This is a genomic window from Streptomyces sp. NPDC048603, assembly GCF_043199475.1.
GTDB lineage: Bacteria > Actinomycetota > Actinomycetes > Streptomycetales > Streptomycetaceae > Streptomyces.
In genome coordinates, this window is the sequence record NZ_JBICVY010000010.1 from 177,287 (window position 1) to 193,564 (window position 16,278).

Here is a 16,278-nt window from a genome sequence, read left to right on the forward strand (position 1 = left end):
CGGTGCGCCGGGCCCGCTTGCGCTCAGGGCCGTTCCCCGCGCTTGACCTGCGGCTTCGGCAGCCGCAGCCGGCGCATCTGGAGGGTGCGCATCAGGCCGTACGCGACCGCGCCGCGCTTCGGCTCGTCCGGGAAGCGCTCGTTCACGGCCTTCCGCAGGCGGATGAACAGGCCGATGGAGTCGACGATGATCAGCGCGATCACACCGAGCCACAGCAGCAGCGCGATGTTCTGGATCGACGGGACCCGGATCATGCTCAGGACCAGGATGGCCACCGCGAGCGGCAGGAACATCTCGGCGACGGAGAACCGGGAGTCCACGAAGTCGCGGACGAACCGGCGGACCGGCCCCTTGTCGCGGGCCGGCAGGTAGCGCTCGTCGCCACTGGCCAGCGCCTCCCGCTGCTTGGCCAGCTCGGCCCGGCGCCGCTCGCGGGCGCGCTTGGCGTCCTCCTTGCGGTTACCGGTCGAGGCCACCACGGATTTGCGCTGCGACTGGGCGACGGCGCGCTTCGGCGTGGGGCGGCCCTTGGGGGCCTGCGGGTCACGGGGCTGCTTGGAGAGGTCGGCGCTCACCTTGTCGGTGGGGGCCGCCTTCTCTTCCTTGGAGGAACGGCTACCAAACACAACACCCAAGGGTACGTGGTCCTGCGCGACAGCCCCACCTCGCCGGGGAACGATCCGGCAACGGCGGGCGTCTAGCCCTGCAGGGGATCACCTGGGGCGTGGCAGGGTCGCGGCCGAGGGGATCACCTACTCCTCACGCCTGAGGGCACGGGGGCAGGCTCGTCCCGGAGGAGGAGCGCATCCGTGCTCGAACAGTGCGGTAATGGAGGCAGGGCCCGTACTGTGGTCCTGAGGATCACAACCGTTGGTGACCTGCAGTCGTAGTCCGTCAGAAGGGGGCGCGCGAAGCCCATGAGCGGTGTCATGAAGCGTATGGGGATGATCTTCCGCGCGAAGGCGAACAAGGCCCTTGACCGGGCCGAGGACCCGCGCGAGACCCTCGACTACTCGTACCAGAAGCAGCTGGAGCTGCTGCAGAAGGTGCGGCGCGGCGTCGCTGACGTCGCAACTTCCCGCAAGCGCCTGGAGCTGCAGCTCAACCAGCTGCAGGGGCAGTCCGCCAAGCTGGAGGACCAGGGCCGCAAGGCCCTCGCGCTCGGCCGCGAGGACCTCGCCCGCGAGGCGCTCACCCGCCGCGCCTCCCTCCAGCAGCAGGTCAGCGACCTGGAGGTGCAGCACCAGACGCTCCAGGGCGAGGAGGAGAAGCTCACCCTCGCCGCCCAGCGGCTGCAGGCCAAGGTGGACGCCTTCCGTACGAAGAAGGAGACCATCAAGGCGACGTACACCGCGGCCCAGGCGCAGACCCGGATCGCGGAGTCCTTCTCCGGCATCTCCGAGGAGATGAGCGACGTCGGCCTGGCCATCCAGCGGGCCGAGGACAAGACCGCCCAGCTGCAGGCCCGCGCCGGCGCCATCGACGAGCTGCTCGCCTCCGGCGCCCTGGACGACCAGTCCGGTCTGGCGAAGGACGACATCCAGGCCGAGCTGGACCGGCTCTCCGGCGGCACGGACGTGGAGCTGGAGATCGCGCGGATGAAGGCGGAGCTGGCCGGCGGTCCGTCCGCGCAGCAGCAGGCCATCGAGGGCGGCACCCCGGGCGCCTCCCAGCAGCAGGCGCAGGGCCAGCACCGGTTCGACAAGCAGTAGGACGGGGCCCGTCATGATTGTCCGCATCATGGGGGAAGGCCAGGTCAGGCTCGGCGACGAGCACCTCGCCGAGCTGAACGGGCTCGACGACGAGCTGCTGCGCGAGATGGAGAACGGCGACGGTCCGGCCTTCCGGGCCACGCTGCACGCCCTGCTGGACAAGGTCCGGGAGCTGGGCACCCCCCTGGCGGACGACGAGCTGGAGCCCTCCGAGCTGATCCTCCCGCCACCCGACGCGACCCTCGCCGAGGTGCGCGAGCTGCTCAGTGACGACGGTCTGATCCCCGGTTGAGGCGTCCGGGCTTCCGTTCGGGGTCCGGCGCCCCGGCGATGAAGTCCTGGAACCTGCGCCGCGGCCCGGCCCAGCGCCGGTCGTGGTGGAACGCCCGCAGGCCCGCCTTCGCGCGGGCCCGCGGGCGGTTCGCGTAGAACCTCTTCGCGTACGGGGACGTCGGCCGGGCCAGCCGGACCGCCCCGATCATTGCCACGAAGGGCACCAGGGTGCCGATCAGCGCCGTGCGCGGCTTGCCCTTCCACAGGGCGATCAGGGCCAGGAAGAAGTTGAACGCGGTGTTGATCGCGACCAGCCCCCGGTTCTGCAGCTCGTCGGCGGTCAGGTCGTTGACCCCGAACGGCAGGAAGCCGCCCAGCACCAGCGCGACCAGCGCCGCCGTCAGCACCACGATCTCCACGCTCTTGCGGCCCTGCTCGCTCCAGTAGACGTCGTCGAGGTGCAGGATCAGCGCGAACTCGTCCAGCACCAGCCCGGCGCCGAGCCCGAACAGGACGGCCGAGACCATCGCGCCGAAGCCGTACCGGCCGCTGCCGACCGCGCCGAAACCGCCGACGATCACCAGGATCACACCCGGCACCACGTGGTGGACGTGCATCCCGCCGGGGGTGATGTTCTTGAAGGGACCCCGGCCGGCCCGGATCATGCGGGTGACCATGCGGGTGACCAGAAAGGACATCACGAAGGACAGCAGGGCGAGGAGCAGCGGGAGCTTCCCCGGTTCGGCAATGTTGCGATACCACCAGTGACCCATACCACCAGCTCCCGATCTGTCCCGTTCCGGGTAATTTACCGGTCGCCGTGACCGGGTACCGTTCCGGCCGGTGACCGCTTCGCACTCGCCCGACTCCCCGCCCGCCGACCGCGCCCCGCTCGGCGACGGCCTCCGGTTCGCCTTCGGCACCCTCACCGTGCTGCCGGCCCGGATCACCCGCTGGGACCGCCCGGCCGCCCGTACCGGCATGCTCTGCGCCCCGCTGGCCGGCCTCGTCGTCGGGCTGCTCGCCACCGTCCCCGGGCTGCTCCTGCTGCTGCTCGGCGGCGGACCGCTGCTCGCCGCCGCGGCCACCCTCGCCGTCCCGGCCGTCCTCACCCGCGGCCTCCACCTGGACGGACTGGCGGACACCGCCGACGGCCTGGGCAGCGCCAAGCCGGCCGACACCGCCCTGCGGATCATGAAGCAGTCCGACATCGGCCCGTTCGGGGTCATCACCCTGCTGTTCGTGCTGCTGATCCAGGCAGCGGCCCTCGCCGACCTCTACGCCGAGCACTGGACGCACGGCGCCCTGGCCACCGTGGTGTCCGCCGTCACCGCCCGGCTCGCCCTCACCCAGGCTTCCCGGGCCGGGATCCCGGCCGCCCGCCCCGAAGGGCTCGGCGCCGCCGTCGCCGGTGTGGTCCCGGCCGGCTCCGCCCGCGTCCTCGCCGCCGCGGCCGTCCTCGCGGCGGCGGCCACCGCCCTGCCGCTCGGCGTGCCCGCCGCCCTCCAGTGCGCCGCGGCCGTGGCGGCCGCCCTCGGCGCGGCGGAACTCCTGCTCCGCCGGTGCGTCCGCCGGTTCGGCGGGGTCACCGGAGACGTCTTCGGCGCGGTCGCGGAGACCGCCGGCACCGCCGCCCTGGTGGCCCTCGCCCTGGGCTGACCGCCGGCGGACGGGCCCGCGTAGGCTCTGGTCCCGTGGAAGACACGCCGGAAAGCACGCCGGAACACACACCGCCGGACCCCCCGTACGTCCCGGACCTCCCGTCCGACGCTCCGATCAGGGTGCTCCTCGCCGACGACCAGGCACTGCTGCGCAGCGCGTTCAAGGTCCTCGTCGACTCCGAACCCGACATGGAGGTGGTGGGGGAGGCCTCCGACGGGGCGCAGGCGTACTCCCTGGCCCGGGAGTGCGGCGCCGACGTGGTCCTGATGGACATCCGGATGCCCGGCACCGACGGACTCGCCGCCACCCGCATGATCAGCGCGGACCCCGCACTGGCCGGCGTCCGCGTGGTGATGCTGACCACCTTCGAGGTGGACGAGTACGTGGTCCAGGCCCTGCGCGCCGGAGCCTCCGGCTTCCTCGGCAAGGGCGCCGAGCCGGAGGAACTCCTCAGCGCCATCCGGATCGCCGCGGCCGGCGAGGCCCTGCTCTCCCCGGCCGCCACCAAGGGCCTGATCGCCAGCTTCCTCGCCCAGGGCGGCGGTGCCCACACCGCCGAGGGGGTCCCCGGCGGCCCGCACGCGGAACGCCTGTCCGCCCTCACCGGACGCGAACGCGAGGTCCTCGTCCAGGTCGCCGGCGGCCTGTCCAACGACGCCATCGCCGCCCGGCTGGAGGTCAGCCCCCTGACGGTGAAGACCCACGTCAACCGGGCCATGGCCAAACTCGGCGCCCGCGACCGCGCCCAACTGGTCGTCGTGGCCTACGAATCGGGCCTGGTCCGCCCCCGCACGGAGTAGCCGTGGCGGGACCCGGAACGCGGAAAGGGGCACCCCGGAGGGTGCCCCTTTCCTTGTGCCGCTCGCCGCTCGCCGCTCGCCGCTCGCCGCTCGCCGCTACGGCAGCGCCAGCATGCGCTCCAGGGCCAGCTTGGCGAAGCTCTCGGTCTCCTTGTCGACCCGGATCTGGTTCACCAGGTTGCCCTCGGCCAGGGACTCCAGGGTCCACACCAGGTGCGGGAGGTCGATGCGGTTCATGGTCGAGCAGAAGCAGACCGTGCGGTCGAGGAAGACGACTTCCTTGCCCTCGGGGGCGAAACGGTTCGCCAGGCGCTTGACCAGGTTCAGCTCGGTGCCGATGGCCCACTTCGAGCCGGCCGGGGCCGCCTCCAGGGCCTTGATGATGTACTCGGTCGAGCCGACGTAGTCCGCGGCCGCCACGACCTCGTGCTTGCACTCGGGGTGGACCAGCACGTTCACGCCCGGGATGCGCTCGCGCACGTCGTTGACCGAGTCCAGGCTGAACCGGCCGTGCACCGAGCAGTGGCCGCGCCACAGGATCATCTTGGCGTCGCGCAGCTGATCGGCGGTCAGGCCGCCGTTCGGCTTGTGCGGGTTGTAGATCACGCAGTCGTCCAGGGACATGCCCATGTCGCGGACGGCGGTGTTGCGGCCCAGGTGCTGGTCGGGAAGGAACAGCACCTTCTCCCCGTGCTCGAAGGCCCAGTCCAGGGCCTTCTTCGCGTTGGACGACGTACAGATCGTGCCGCCGTGCTTGCCGGTGAACGCCTTGATGTCGGCCGAGGAGTTCATGTACGAGACGGGGACCGTGACGTCGGCGATGCCCGCCTCGGTCAGCACGTCCCAGCACTCCGCGACCTGCTCGGCGGTGGCCATGTCGGCCATCGAACAGCCGGCCGCCAGGTCGGGCAGGACGACCTTCTGGTCGTCGGAGGTCAGGATGTCCGCCGACTCGGCCATGAAGTGCACGCCGCAGAAGACGATGTACTCCGCCTCCGGCTTGGCCGCCGCGTCGCGCGCCAGCTTGAAGGAGTCGCCGGTGACGTCCGCGAACTCGATGACCTCGTCACGCTGGTAGTGGTGGCCGAGGATGAAGACCTTGTCCCCGAGCTTCTCCTTGGCCGCGCGGGCGCGCGCCACCAGGTCCGGGTCCGACGGCGACGGCAGGTCGCCGGGGCACTCCACACCCCGCTCGCTCTTGGGGTCGGCCTCACGGCCGAGCAGCAGCAGGGCAAGGGGCGTCGGCTGGACGTCCAAAGGCTGGGCGGTGGTCACGACACGCACCCTTTCTGTTCCGCGACGACGAGACTTCTCGTCTATATGACGCTATTTATCATAACCCGTTCACGTCAGTTTGACGATGGCCATTGTGTCGATGTGACGAATTCGCCGGTGCATCGTGGCGCCCCATCCCTCCGCCCCGGTGTGCGAGCATGGGAATGAATACGTGGCTGCGTCGGTTGCACCGACGGCAAGAGTCCTCCGCCCCACTCCGGGAGTGAATGCAGATGTCCGTTCAGGACGAGAAGACCAGTGTGAGCGACGGCATCCTCCTGTCCGACGCCGCCGCCTCCAAGGTCAAGGCCCTGCTCGAGCAGGAAGGCCGGGACGACCTGGCGCTGCGTGTCGCCGTACAGCCCGGTGGCTGCTCCGGCCTGCGCTACCAGCTCTTCTTCGACGAGCGCTCGCTCGACGGCGATGTCGTCAAGGACTTCGACGGAGTCAAGGTCGTCACCGACCGCATGAGCGCCCCGTACCTGGGCGGTGCCTCCATCGACTTCGTCGACACCATCGAGAAGCAGGGCTTCACGATCGACAACCCGAACGCCACCGGCTCCTGCGCCTGCGGCGACTCCTTCAGCTAAGCCCTGAACGGCGCGAGGGGCCCGCACCGGAACACTCCGGTGCGGGCCCCTTCCGCATGCCCCCTGGAACATTCAGGAGGTGCGGGGCAGCTCCTTCGCCGTGGTGGCGTCGATCACCGGCCGCCCGCCCAGAGGCTCCTTCAGCGTCGCCGACAGGGACATCTCCTGGGCGATCAGGATGCACGCCCTGCCCGGCTCCTTCGGGGTGTCGGTGATCCGCACCGAGACCGCCTCCGCGCTCTCCCGCACCTCCAGGGCGTACGTGCTGCACACCCCGCCCCAGAAGTGAACCGTCAGCTTCCGGTCCGCCTCGCTGTACGAGTACCCGGGCACTGCCATCCGCCCCACCCCGTCCTGCTGGGGATCCGCCACCGCGGCCTGCGCCACGGTGTGCCCCGGGGCGCCGTTCCGCCCCGCCACCTCGAAGAGCCAGGCCGGCTCCAGCCCGCGGACCCCGTCCACGGTGGCCGAGACCAGCCCCAGCACCGCCTTGTCCACCGTCTCGGTCCGCGGCGGCTTGATCGGACGCGGCTCCGGGTTGCACGGCAGCGTGTCGGTCCCCGTCGCCGCGGGTGAGGAGGGGTCCTCCAGCGGCACCGGGGTCGCGCAGCCGCTCGGGCCGGTGACGGGCGGCCGCGAGGCGGCGTTCAGCTTGTCCAGGGCGGCCGTGGCGGTGATCACCGAGCGCTCACCGGCCCGGTCCGGCACCTTCAGCTCCCCGCTGCCGGCCACCACCGTGCCGCCGGGGCCCACGCTGATCCTCGTCGACCAGCCCTGGGTGGGCAGTCCGCCGACCACCGGGTCCGCGACGACCACCCGTACGGCGCCCTGGGTCAGCCGGGCGTCCAGCTTCGCGTCCCGCTGGCCGATCGCCTCCAGCACCGGCGCCGCCGCGGCCTTCGCGGCGTCCTCCGTCACGGCCGGGCCGGGGCCGCCGGAGGTGCCGGTGTCCCCGTCGGCGGAGGCCCCGGTGTCCCCGCCGCCGGGGAGGGTGGCCGGACCGCAGGTGTCCTTGCCGCGCACGCAGTCGTCACTCCCGCCCTGCCGGGCGGCGGTGAAGCTCCAGCTTCCGGGAGCCTGCCGGGTCACCCGCAGGAAGGGGCCGCCCGCGTCCTTGGCCTGCCCGGCGATCCACTCCGCGCCGGACAGCCGGGGGGTGCCCTCGACGCCCAGCTTCGCCGCGAGCCGGGCCACCTCCGCCTCGGTGATCTCGCCGGCCGCCTTGAAGGCGGGCGCACTGCCCGGGCCCTGCGGGAGCGGGCTCTTCGCCTCGTAGACGACCGTGCCGCCGGAGGGGTCCGGCTCACCGGGGGCGATCCCCGGCTTCCCGGGGGAGGGTGTCGCCCCCGGGCCGGCGCCGGTGTCCGCGGCGGCCATCGCGGCCGCCGTACCGGGCTTGCCGCCGTCCCCGTGGGCCGAGGCCGCCCAGTACGCCGTACCGCCGCCGACGAACAGCACCGCCGCCGCCACCGCACCGGCGACCAGGGCGGGGCGCCGCCGCGCCGCCCGGGCCGCTGCCGCCGGCTCCGGCGCGACGGCGTCCGCCACGCCGGGTTCCGCCGCGCCCTCGGGTTCCGCCGTCTTCGCCGGGTCCGGGGTCTGTGCCGGTTCCGGGGTCTCCGAGCTGGTCACCGCATCGCTCCTTCGCCTGCCTCGCCGTCCTTGGTGCCTCTGGGACGGAACAGACGCGCAACCGGTTCCGTTGCCGAGACCGTGACCGTAGTCGGGTCTCGGCCTTCCGGGCATTTCTGCCCGGAAGGTCCGTCGCATCACCAAAGCGTGAGGGCTTCGGCTTGAGTACGGTCTCTCGTTTCCGTCTGCCGCCGGTGCGGCAGGGTTGCGCCACCTGCCCGCCCCGCCTCCGCCTTGCGGCGGGGGCGGGTGGCGCGGGTCTTACGGTCGGCTCCACGAAGCTTCGACACCTGCTTGGGGGTGTCCCGGTCTCCGGCCACTCCGGTACCGGTCTTACAGGCTGCCGCGAGGGTGGCGAGGTTGAGCGCGGCGTTGTCGTCCCGGTCGATGACCAGGCCGCAGACGTCGCATTGGTAGGTCCGGACGTGCAGCGGCAGCTTGGCTTTCACCGCGCCGCACCCGGAACAGGTCTTCGAGGACGGGTACCAGCGGTCCGCGATCACCATGCGGGTGGCGTGCCGCCGGCTGGTCTTGTAGGTGAGCTGGCGGCGGATCTCGCCGAATCCGGCGTCGGCGATCCGGCGGGCCAGTCGCGGGTTGCGGAGCATGCCGGCGACGTTGAGGTCTTCGACCACGATTGTGCCGTACTCGGCGGCCACGCTCGTGGTGAGCTTGTGCAGGACATCGGTGCGGAGGTTCGCGACGCGGTGGTGGATCTTGTTGCGGGCGGCGTTGGCCTTCTCCCACCGCTTCGACGGCTTCTGACCGGTGCGCCGGTCGGGGCCCTGGCGTCGGGAGACGACACGGGAGGCGCGGCGCAGCTGCCCCAGTGCCCGGTCGAAGTGCTTGGGGTTGGGCACGGTGCGGATCTCGCCTGTGCTGTCGGCCATGACCGCGAGGGTCTTCACGCCGAGGTCCATCCCGACCGCCACATCCGGGCGCGCCACGCGCACGAGGTCCCGGTTGATCTCGACCTGGAACGAGGCGAACCAGCGTCCGCGTTCGTGCCGCACGGTTGCGGACAGGATCCGTGCCGTCCCGGCCTGGACGCGGGCGAGGAGCCTGGCGGTGGGCTCGTGGGCGCGGATCGTGCCCAGCCTCGGCAGAGTCACATGCCGGCCATCGGCATCGACACGGATGGTGCCGGTGGTGAACCGGCAAGCCAGACGAGCCTTCCGCTTCGACTTGAACCGCGGCGCCCCCACTCGCTTGCCGCGCCGCCTGCTGTTCTTCGACTTCGCGTAGTTGTCGAACGCGGCCGACGCGTTCGCCAGACCCGTGGAGTACGCCTCCTTGGAGTTCTCCTCCCACCAGTCGGCAAACCGGGGGTCGGTGTGCTTGGCCTCGTTGAACGCCTTCCGCAGCGACGGCAGCGACCACGGCCGCCACGGTGTGAGGCCGTCTTCACCGATCCCGTACGTCTCCTCCGCCCGCCGCTGGCACCAGGATGCGGTCACCCAGCCGACAGCCCAGTTGTACGCGGCACGCGCCGCACCACAATGCGAACGTAACGCGGCCTCCTGACCGGCATTCGGGTCCAGAGCAAACCGGTACGCCTGTACCACGAAACCCAGCCGTACCTGGAACTTTTTCACCCTGGACACCTCCCTTCCGCCAGAGACCAACAACCTAACGGCCGCCACTGACAGCCAGCCGAAATGCCCGAATCGCTGAGAGGTGATGGAGAGATCGGCAAGAGCTGACCACCCCTCGAGCCCCTTCCCCTCTCTTCTCTTTCCGGTTCCTGTTCCCTCAGTCCCCGTCCAGCGCCGTGGCGGCGATCATCCGTGCCGAGGCCGGCGGCACCGTGATCCCGTGGATCTGCGCGGCGCTCACCGGATCCCGGGCGGGTTCCGCGGGGACGCCCCAGTGCGGGGCCATCCTGGCGCAGTCGCCCAGCATCCGGGCGAAACCGGGCCGGGAAAGGGCTTCAGCGCCGCGTACCGCGGCGGTGTACTCGGAGAAGTCCGTCATGGGGGCACCGTAGGCGGCGTCCGGCACGGGGGAAAAGGCCTACTATCGGGTAGTTTCGGTGACTCGGAATGCCCTTCCGGAGCGGGTAGCGTGGACTGTCACCCTTGCCGCCCCTCGCAGGAGCATCCACGCCGTGCGTATCGCAGTCACCGGCTCCATCGCCACCGACCACCTCATGACCTTCCCCGGCCGCTTCGCCGACCAGCTGGTCGCGGACCAGCTGCACACGGTCTCCCTCTCCTTCCTCGTCGACAACCTCGACGTGCGCCGGGGAGGCGTCGGCCCGAACATCTGCTTCGGCATGGGCCAGCTGGGCAGCCGCCCGATCCTGGTCGGCGCCGCCGGCTACGACTTCGACGAGTACCGTGCCTGGCTGGACCGGCACGGCGTCGACACCGACTCCGTCCGCATCTCCGAGGTGCTGCACACCGCGCGCTTCGTCTGCACCACGGACAAGGACCACAACCAGATCGGCTCCTTCTACACCGGCGCCATGAGCGAGGCCCGGCTCATCGAGCTGAAGGCGGTCGCGGACCGGGTGGGCGGCCTGGACCTGGTGCTGATCGGCGCCGACGACCCCGAGGCGATGCTGCGCCACACCGAGGAGTGCCGGACCCGGGGCATCCCGTTCGCGGCGGACTTCTCCCAGCAGATCGCCCGCATGGACGGCGACAACATCCGCACCCTGATGGAGGGCGCGACCTACCTCTTCTCCAACGAGTACGAGAAGGGCCTCATCGAGACCAAGTCCGGCTGGACCGACGAGGAGATCCTCGGCAAGGTCGGCACCCGCGTCACCACGCTGGGCTCGCGCGGCGTGAAGATCGAGCGGGCCGGCGAGGAGACGATCACGGTCGGCTGCCCGGAGGAGACCGCGAAGGTCGACCCGACCGGTGTCGGCGACGCCTTCCGGGCCGGCTTCCTGACCGGCCTCGGCTGGGGCGTCGGCATGGAGCGCGCGGCGCAGGTCGGCTGCATGCTCGCCACCCTCGTCATCGAGACCCTGGGCACCCAGGAGTACACCCTGGCCCGTGCCCACTTCATGGAGCGCTTCACCAAGGCCTACGGCGACGAAGCCGCCGCCGAGGTCCAGGCGCACCTGGCCGCGTAGCGGCCTGGGCCGCCTGCGCGGCGCGACGCCGAAACCGGAGCCGCGGCCCCGGAACCCCGCTCACCCGGACGGGCGGGGTTCCGGCCGCCCCGTCAGGGGCGCGGCCGCAGCCGCCCCCCCGGTGTGGGCAGGCGTTCCGCAGGGCGATGGGGGTCCCCCCTGCTCGAGCGGAGTCGAGAGCTTGGGGGTGGGGGTCCCCCCGGACGGAGTCTGGGGGAGGTGGGCACACCGGGACCCCGGCCCGTGGAACAGGGTCCGGGGCGCAGCCCCAGCGGGCACCTCCCGGCGGTGGCCGGGGGAGAAACGGTGAAAGGGCGAGGCGGGGAGCAATCGCCGCGCGGCGACCGGCGCCGGCGCGGGCCCCGCACCCGGGGACGGGGTCAGTGCGTGCGGCGCACCCGGTAGGCGACCGCGTCGCCGGCCGCGGGGGACTCGCCCAGGTACTCCTGGTCCCGCATCGAGCACCACGCCGGGATGTCCAGCCGGGCCACCTCGTCGTCCGACAGGACGGTCACCACCCCGCCCACCGCCACCCGCCCGATCGCCTTCGCCAGCTCGATCACCGGCTGCGGGCACCGCAGCCCCAGCGCGTCCAGCGTCAGGGACCCCGCCTCCCCGCCCACCGGGGCGGGAGGCGCCTCGGAGACGCCCAGCTGCTCCCGGACCCCGGCCACCGCGCGCGGCAGCACCTCCAGGAAGGCGTTCACCTCCTCGGCCGTGGTGCCGTGCGGAAGCGACACCCGCACGTTTCCCTCCGACAGCACCCCCATGGCGCCGAGCACATGGCTCGGCGTCAGCGTCGAGCTGGTGCAGGAGGATCCCGAGTTCACCGAGAACCCGGCCCGGTCCAGCTCGTGCAGCAGCGTCTCCCCGTCCACGTACAGGCAGGAGAACGTGACCAGATGGGGGAGCCGGCGGTCGGCGTCGCCGACCACCTCCACGTCCGGCACCAGCCGCGCCACCCGCCGCCGGATCCGGTCCACCAGCACACGCAGCCGGGCCGCCTCCGCGTCCGCCTCGGCACGGACCGCCCGCAGCGAGGCTGCCGCGGCCACGATGGCCGGCAGGTTCGGGAAGCCGGGGGAGCGGCCCGACTCCCTTTCGTCCGCCGGGCCTTGGGGCGCGTACCGGACGCCCTTGCGGACCGCCAGCAGACCGACTCCGGCCGGTCCGCCCCATTTGTGGGCACTGGCGGCGAGCACCGACCAGCCGCCCTCCACCGGACCCCACGGCAGCGACTGCGCCGCGTCCACCAGCAGCGGCACCCCCGCCGCCGCGCAGACCTCGGCCGTCTCCGCGACCGGCTGCACCGTGCCCACCTCGTGGTTGGCGGACTGCAGACAGGCCAGTGCGGTGTCCGGGCGGTCCGCCAGCTCCCGCGCGTACGAGGCGGCCGACACGGCGCCGGTCCTGCCGACGGGCACCCGTACGACCGATCCGCCGGCCGCCTCGTGCACTTCCGCCGCATGCAGCACAGAACTGTGTTCGACCGCTGATACGACCAGGTGACCGCCGGACCGCCGGCGGCCCGCCAGGACTCCGGCGATCCCCGCGTGGACCGCGTGCGTCCCCGAAGGAGTGAAGACGAGTTCGTCGGGACGGCACCCCACCGCGTCGGCGGCGGCCTCCCGCGCCGCGTCCAGGAGCATCCGGGCGCGCCGGCCCTCCCGGTAGAGCCGGGCCGGATCGGCCCAGCCCTCGTCCAGCGAGGCCTGCAGGGCCTGCCGGGCGACCGGGTGCAGCGGAGCGGAGGAGGCGACATCGAAGTACGGCATCCGGTCACGCTAACCGGCCGGGCCCGGCGCGGGGTTCAGGGGGCGTCAACCGCCGTGCGGAGGCCGCCGTTGCGGCGCGCGGAGGCCGTCCCCCGTACGGCCGAGCCACCCCTTCGGGGGCAGTAGCGGCGCGTTGGGCACCCTCCCCGCGCGACCCCAAATAGCGTCCAGTAGGGTTTGGTCCGCATAAACATCCAAACCCCTGCCTGCGCGTCAGGGCCGGCGACCGACCCGACAGACGGCCGCGGCCGGAGCGCGGGCCGAGACTCTCGGGAAGGCGCTACGTGAGTCCCTACGGCTCCGACCGCTCGCCGCGGCGCCCGATGCGGCGGAAGCTGCTGCAGGCGCTGACTGCGGGCGCGGTCCTGGCAACCGCCACCGGTTGCTCGTACACATATAAAGACTTTCCCAACCTCGGAATGCCGGACCCGGTCACCGAGGAGGCGCCGCGCATCCTCTCGCTGTGGCAGGGGTCGTGGGCGGCCGCGCTGGTCACGGGCATCCTCGTCTGGGGCCTGATCATCTGGAGCGTGATCTTCCACCGGCGCAGCCGCACCAAGGTGGAGGTCCCCCCGCAGACCCGGTACAACATGCCGATCGAGGCGCTGTACACCGTGGTCCCGCTCATCATCGTCTCGGTGCTGTTCTACTTCACCGCGCGCGACGAGTCGAAGCTGCTCGCCCTCACCGCGAAGCCCCCGCACACCATCAACGTGGTCGGCTTCCAGTGGAGCTGGGGCTTCAACTACATCGAGGACGTCGACGGTGACGCGGCGACCCCGAAGGCGGGTGCGGTTCCGAAGGAGCTCGCCTCCATCCCGGACCGCTTCACCAAGCAGTTCCCCGCGGGCGCCGAGGGCGTCTACGAGAAGGGAACTCCGGCCGATGTGAACGCCGAGAAGGGCTGGCCGGGCCCGACCCTCTACCTCCCCAAGGGTGAGAAGGTCCGCTTCATCCTGTCGTCGAACGACGTCATCCACTCCTTCTGGGTGGTCCCCTTCCTGTTCAAGCAGGACGTCATCCCGGGCCACACCAACGTCTTCGAGGTCACCCCGAACGAAGAAGGCGTGTTCATGGGCAAGTGCGCCGAGCTCTGCGGCGTCGACCACTCCCGGATGCTGTTCAACGTCAAGGTCGTCTCCCCCGAGGAGTACCGGGCCCACCTCAAGGAACTGGCCGAGAAGGGGCAGACCGGCTTCCTGCCGGCCGGCATCAAGCAGACTGACCCGGCCCGGAACGCGGAGACGAACAAACTGTGAGCATCCTCAACGAACCTCAGGGTGCCGCCGCAGCCGACTCGTACGAGAACGAGCTGCCGGTACGGCGCAAGCAGCCCGGGAACGTGGTCGTGAAGTGGCTCACCACCACTGACCACAAGACCATCGGTACGCTCTACCTGGTCACCTCGTTCGTGTTCTTCATCATCGGCGGCCTGCTGGCGCTGTTCATGCGCGCCGAGCTCGCCCGTCCGGGCACGCAGATCATGTCGAACGAGCAGTTCAACCAGGCGTTCACGATGCACGGCACGATCATGCTGCTGATGTTCGCGACGCCGCTGTTCGCCGGATTCGCGAACTGGATCATGCCGCTGCAGATCGGCGCGCCCGACGTGGCGTTCCCGCGGCTGAACATGTTCGCGTACTGGCTGTACGTCTTCGGCTCCACCCTCGCGGTGGCCGGCTTCATCACGCCGAACGGCGCCGCCGACTTCGGCTGGTTCGCCTACTCCCCGCTGTCGGACGCGGTCCGGTCGCCGGGCATCGGCGCCGACATGTGGATCATGGGTCTGGCCTTCTCCGGCTTCGGCACGATCCTCGGTTCGGTCAACTTCATCACCACGATCATCTGCATGCGCGCTCCGGGCATGACGATGTTCCGCATGCCGATCTTCACCTGGAACGTGCTGCTGACCGGTGTCCTGGTCCTGCTCGCCTTCCCGGTGCTGGCCGCCGCGCTCTTCGCGCTGGAGTCCGACCGCAAGTTCGGTTCGCACATTTTCGACGCGGCCAACGGTGGCGCACTGCTCTGGCAGCACCTCTTCTGGTTCTTCGGGCACCCAGAGGTGTACATCATCGCCCTGCCGTTCTTCGGAATCATTTCCGAGATCATCCCGGTCTTCTCCCGCAAGCCGATGTTCGGTTACATCGGCCTGATCGGTGCGACGATCGCGATCGCCGGTCTCTCCGTGACCGTGTGGGCGCACCACATGTACGTCACCGGCGGTGTGCTGCTGCCGTTCTTCTCCTTCATGACCTTCCTGATCGCGGTACCGACCGGTGTGAAGTTCTTCAACTGGATCGGCACCATGTGGAAGGGCTCGCTGTCCTTCGAGACCCCGATGCTCTGGACGATCGGCTTCCTGATCACCTTCACCTTCGGTGGTCTGACCGGTGTCATCCTGGCCTCGCCCCCGATGGACTTCCACGTCTCCGACTCGTACTTCGTCGTCGCGCACTTCCACTACGTCGTCTTCGGCACCGTGGTCTTCGCGATGTTCGCCGGCTTCCACTTCTGGTGGCCGAAGTTCACGGGCAAGATGCTGGACGAGCGCCTCGGCAAGATGACCTTCTGGACGCTGTTCTTCGGCTTCCACGGCACCTTCCTGGTCCAGCACTGGCTGGGCGCCGAGGGCATGCCGCGCCGTTACGCGGACTACCTGGCCGCCGACGGGTTCACCACCCTGAACACGATCTCGACGATCAGCTCGTTCCTGCTCGGCATGTCGATGCTGCCGTTCTTCTACAACGTGTGGAAGACCGCCAAGTACGGCAAGAAGATCGAGGTCGACGACCCGTGGGGCTACGGCCGTTCGCTCGAGTGGGCGACGTCCTGCCCGCCGCCGCGGCACAACTTCCTCACGCTGCCCCGTATCCGCAGTGAATCGCCGGCGTTCGACCTGCACCACCCGGAGATCGCGGCCCTCGAGCACCTCGAGGACCACGCGGGCGTCAAGGCGGCCGTCACCAGCGGCAAGGAGGCCGGAAAGTGAAGATCCAGGGCAAGATGTTCCTCTGGCTCTCGGCCTTCATCCTGATCATGGCCGTCGTGTACGGCGTGTGGTCGAAGGAGCCGGTCGGAACCACCGCGCTGTTCCTGGCCTTCGGCCTGAGCGTCATGATCGGCTACTACCTGGCCTTCACGGCCAAGCGTGTGGACGAGATGGCCCAGGACAACAAGGAGGCCGACGTCGCGGACGAGGCCGGCGAGCTCGGCTTCTTCGCGCCGCACAGCTGGATGCCGCTCGCGCTCGGCATCGGCGGTGCGCTCGCCTTCAGCGGCGTCGTCTTCGGCTGGTGGCTGCTGTACTTCTCCACCCCGATCATCCTGGTCGGCCTGTGGGGCTGGGTGTACGAGTACTACCGCGGCGAGAACCAGAACCAGTAACCGGTTCCGGTTGACCCACTTGGGGCCCGGTCACCTCATCCGTTGAGGTGGCCGGGCCCCTCTTTTGCCCCACTGCGCGCGCCGGATAAG

General features: G+C 70.8%; 16 protein-coding genes. 9 read left to right on the forward strand and 7 right to left on the reverse strand.

What is annotated here, in order from left to right; genetic code table 11:
* Nucleotides 1–23: 23 nt before the first annotated feature.
* Nucleotides 24–626 carry a DUF3043 domain-containing protein gene (locus tag ACGFQ9_RS25410; protein WP_393576777.1) on the reverse strand — a complete coding sequence of 201 codons (603 nt, stop codon included), beginning with the start codon at nt 624–626 and terminating at the stop codon, nt 24–26.
* Between the two features lie 291 nt (nt 627–917).
* On the opposite strand from ACGFQ9_RS25410, the gene ACGFQ9_RS25415 reads away from it, so the two are divergent.
* Both ACGFQ9_RS25415 and ACGFQ9_RS25420 read left to right on the forward strand, forming a co-directional pair.
* Nucleotides 918–1,712: a PspA/IM30 family protein gene (locus tag ACGFQ9_RS25415; RefSeq protein ID WP_393576779.1), complete on the forward strand. Its 795-nt coding sequence runs from the start codon at nt 918–920 to the stop codon at nt 1,710–1,712.
* A gap of 13 nt (nt 1,713–1,725) precedes the next feature.
* The gene (locus tag ACGFQ9_RS25420; RefSeq protein WP_393576781.1) at nt 1,726–2,004 is read left to right on the forward strand and encodes a hypothetical protein; all 279 of its coding nucleotides are present in this window, start codon (nt 1,726–1,728) and stop codon (nt 2,002–2,004) included.
* Here the strand turns inward: ACGFQ9_RS25420 and ACGFQ9_RS25425 are convergent.
* Complete coding sequence (locus tag ACGFQ9_RS25425) at nt 1,976–2,758, reverse strand: hypothetical protein (RefSeq protein WP_393576783.1); 783 nt, start codon at nt 2,756–2,758, stop codon at nt 1,976–1,978. The two genes, ACGFQ9_RS25420 and ACGFQ9_RS25425, sit on opposite strands and share 29 nt — an antisense overlap.
* Before the next feature lie 70 nt (nt 2,759–2,828).
* Here ACGFQ9_RS25425 and ACGFQ9_RS25430 point away from each other — a divergent pair, with 70 nt between their 5' ends.
* Nucleotides 2,829–3,644, forward strand: a complete 816-nt coding sequence (locus tag ACGFQ9_RS25430; RefSeq protein ID WP_393576784.1) for an adenosylcobinamide-GDP ribazoletransferase — start codon at nt 2,829–2,831, stop codon at nt 3,642–3,644.
* Between the two features lie 122 nt (nt 3,645–3,766).
* Nucleotides 3,767–4,447: a response regulator gene (locus tag ACGFQ9_RS25435; RefSeq protein ID WP_393577094.1), complete on the forward strand. Its 681-nt coding sequence runs from the start codon at nt 3,767–3,769 to the stop codon at nt 4,445–4,447.
* Nucleotides 4,448–4,543: 96 nt separating this feature from the next.
* On the opposite strand, the gene nadA is transcribed toward ACGFQ9_RS25435, so the two are convergent.
* Complete coding sequence (gene nadA / locus ACGFQ9_RS25440) at nt 4,544–5,731, reverse strand: quinolinate synthase NadA (RefSeq protein WP_393576786.1); 1,188 nt, start codon at nt 5,729–5,731, stop codon at nt 4,544–4,546.
* 224 nt (nt 5,732–5,955) lie between these two features.
* Between nadA and ACGFQ9_RS25445 the strand changes: the two genes are divergently transcribed.
* A complete protein-coding gene (locus ACGFQ9_RS25445) occupies nt 5,956–6,312 on the forward strand; it encodes a HesB/IscA family protein (protein WP_393576787.1) in 357 nt (118 codons plus the stop codon).
* Between the two features lie 72 nt (nt 6,313–6,384).
* Here the strand turns inward: ACGFQ9_RS25445 and ACGFQ9_RS25450 are convergent, their stop codons facing one another.
* The 3 genes from ACGFQ9_RS25450 to ACGFQ9_RS25460 form a co-directional block, all read right to left on the reverse strand.
* Nucleotides 6,385–7,944, reverse strand: coding sequence for a hypothetical protein (locus ACGFQ9_RS25450; RefSeq protein WP_393576788.1), 1,560 nt, complete (start codon nt 7,942–7,944; stop codon nt 6,385–6,387).
* Nucleotides 7,945–8,081: 137 nt separating this feature from the next.
* On the reverse strand, nt 8,082–9,539 hold the full coding sequence (tnpB, locus tag ACGFQ9_RS25455; RefSeq protein WP_393576790.1) for an IS607 family element RNA-guided endonuclease TnpB: 1,458 nt from the start codon (nt 9,537–9,539) through the stop codon (nt 8,082–8,084).
* Nucleotides 9,540–9,696: 157 nt separating this feature from the next.
* Nucleotides 9,697–9,918 (reverse strand): hypothetical protein, encoded by a 222-nt coding sequence (locus tag ACGFQ9_RS25460; RefSeq protein WP_393576792.1) that lies wholly within the window; start codon nt 9,916–9,918, stop codon nt 9,697–9,699.
* Nucleotides 9,919–10,051: 133 nt separating this feature from the next.
* Between ACGFQ9_RS25460 and ACGFQ9_RS25465 the strand changes: the two genes are divergently transcribed.
* Nucleotides 10,052–11,029 carry a carbohydrate kinase family protein gene (locus ACGFQ9_RS25465; protein WP_393576794.1) on the forward strand — a complete coding sequence of 326 codons (978 nt, stop codon included), beginning with the start codon at nt 10,052–10,054 and terminating at the stop codon, nt 11,027–11,029.
* A gap of 380 nt (nt 11,030–11,409) precedes the next feature.
* Here ACGFQ9_RS25465 and ACGFQ9_RS25470 read toward each other — a convergent pair whose 3' ends face one another.
* Complete coding sequence (locus ACGFQ9_RS25470) at nt 11,410–12,804, reverse strand: cysteine desulfurase/sulfurtransferase TusA family protein (RefSeq protein ID WP_393576796.1); 1,395 nt, start codon at nt 12,802–12,804, stop codon at nt 11,410–11,412.
* A 284-nt stretch (nt 12,805–13,088) separates the two neighbouring features.
* On the opposite strand from ACGFQ9_RS25470, the gene coxB reads away from it, so the two are divergent.
* Genes coxB through ACGFQ9_RS25485 form a run of 3 tightly spaced genes read left to right on the forward strand, consistent with a single transcriptional unit; the run spans nt 13,089 to nt 16,188 of the window.
* Nucleotides 13,089–14,063, forward strand: coding sequence for a cytochrome c oxidase subunit II (coxB, locus tag ACGFQ9_RS25475; RefSeq protein WP_393576798.1), 975 nt, complete (start codon nt 13,089–13,091; stop codon nt 14,061–14,063).
* Nucleotides 14,060–15,793, forward strand: a complete 1,734-nt coding sequence (gene ctaD / locus ACGFQ9_RS25480) for a cytochrome c oxidase subunit I (protein WP_393576799.1) — start codon at nt 14,060–14,062, stop codon at nt 15,791–15,793. The genes coxB and ctaD overlap by 4 nt, the downstream gene beginning before the upstream one ends.
* The gene (locus ACGFQ9_RS25485; protein WP_393576800.1) at nt 15,790–16,188 is read left to right on the forward strand and encodes a cytochrome c oxidase subunit 4; all 399 of its coding nucleotides are present in this window, start codon (nt 15,790–15,792) and stop codon (nt 16,186–16,188) included. Before ctaD ends, ACGFQ9_RS25485 begins: the two co-directional genes overlap by 4 nt.
* Nucleotides 16,189–16,278: the final 90 nt, after the last annotated feature.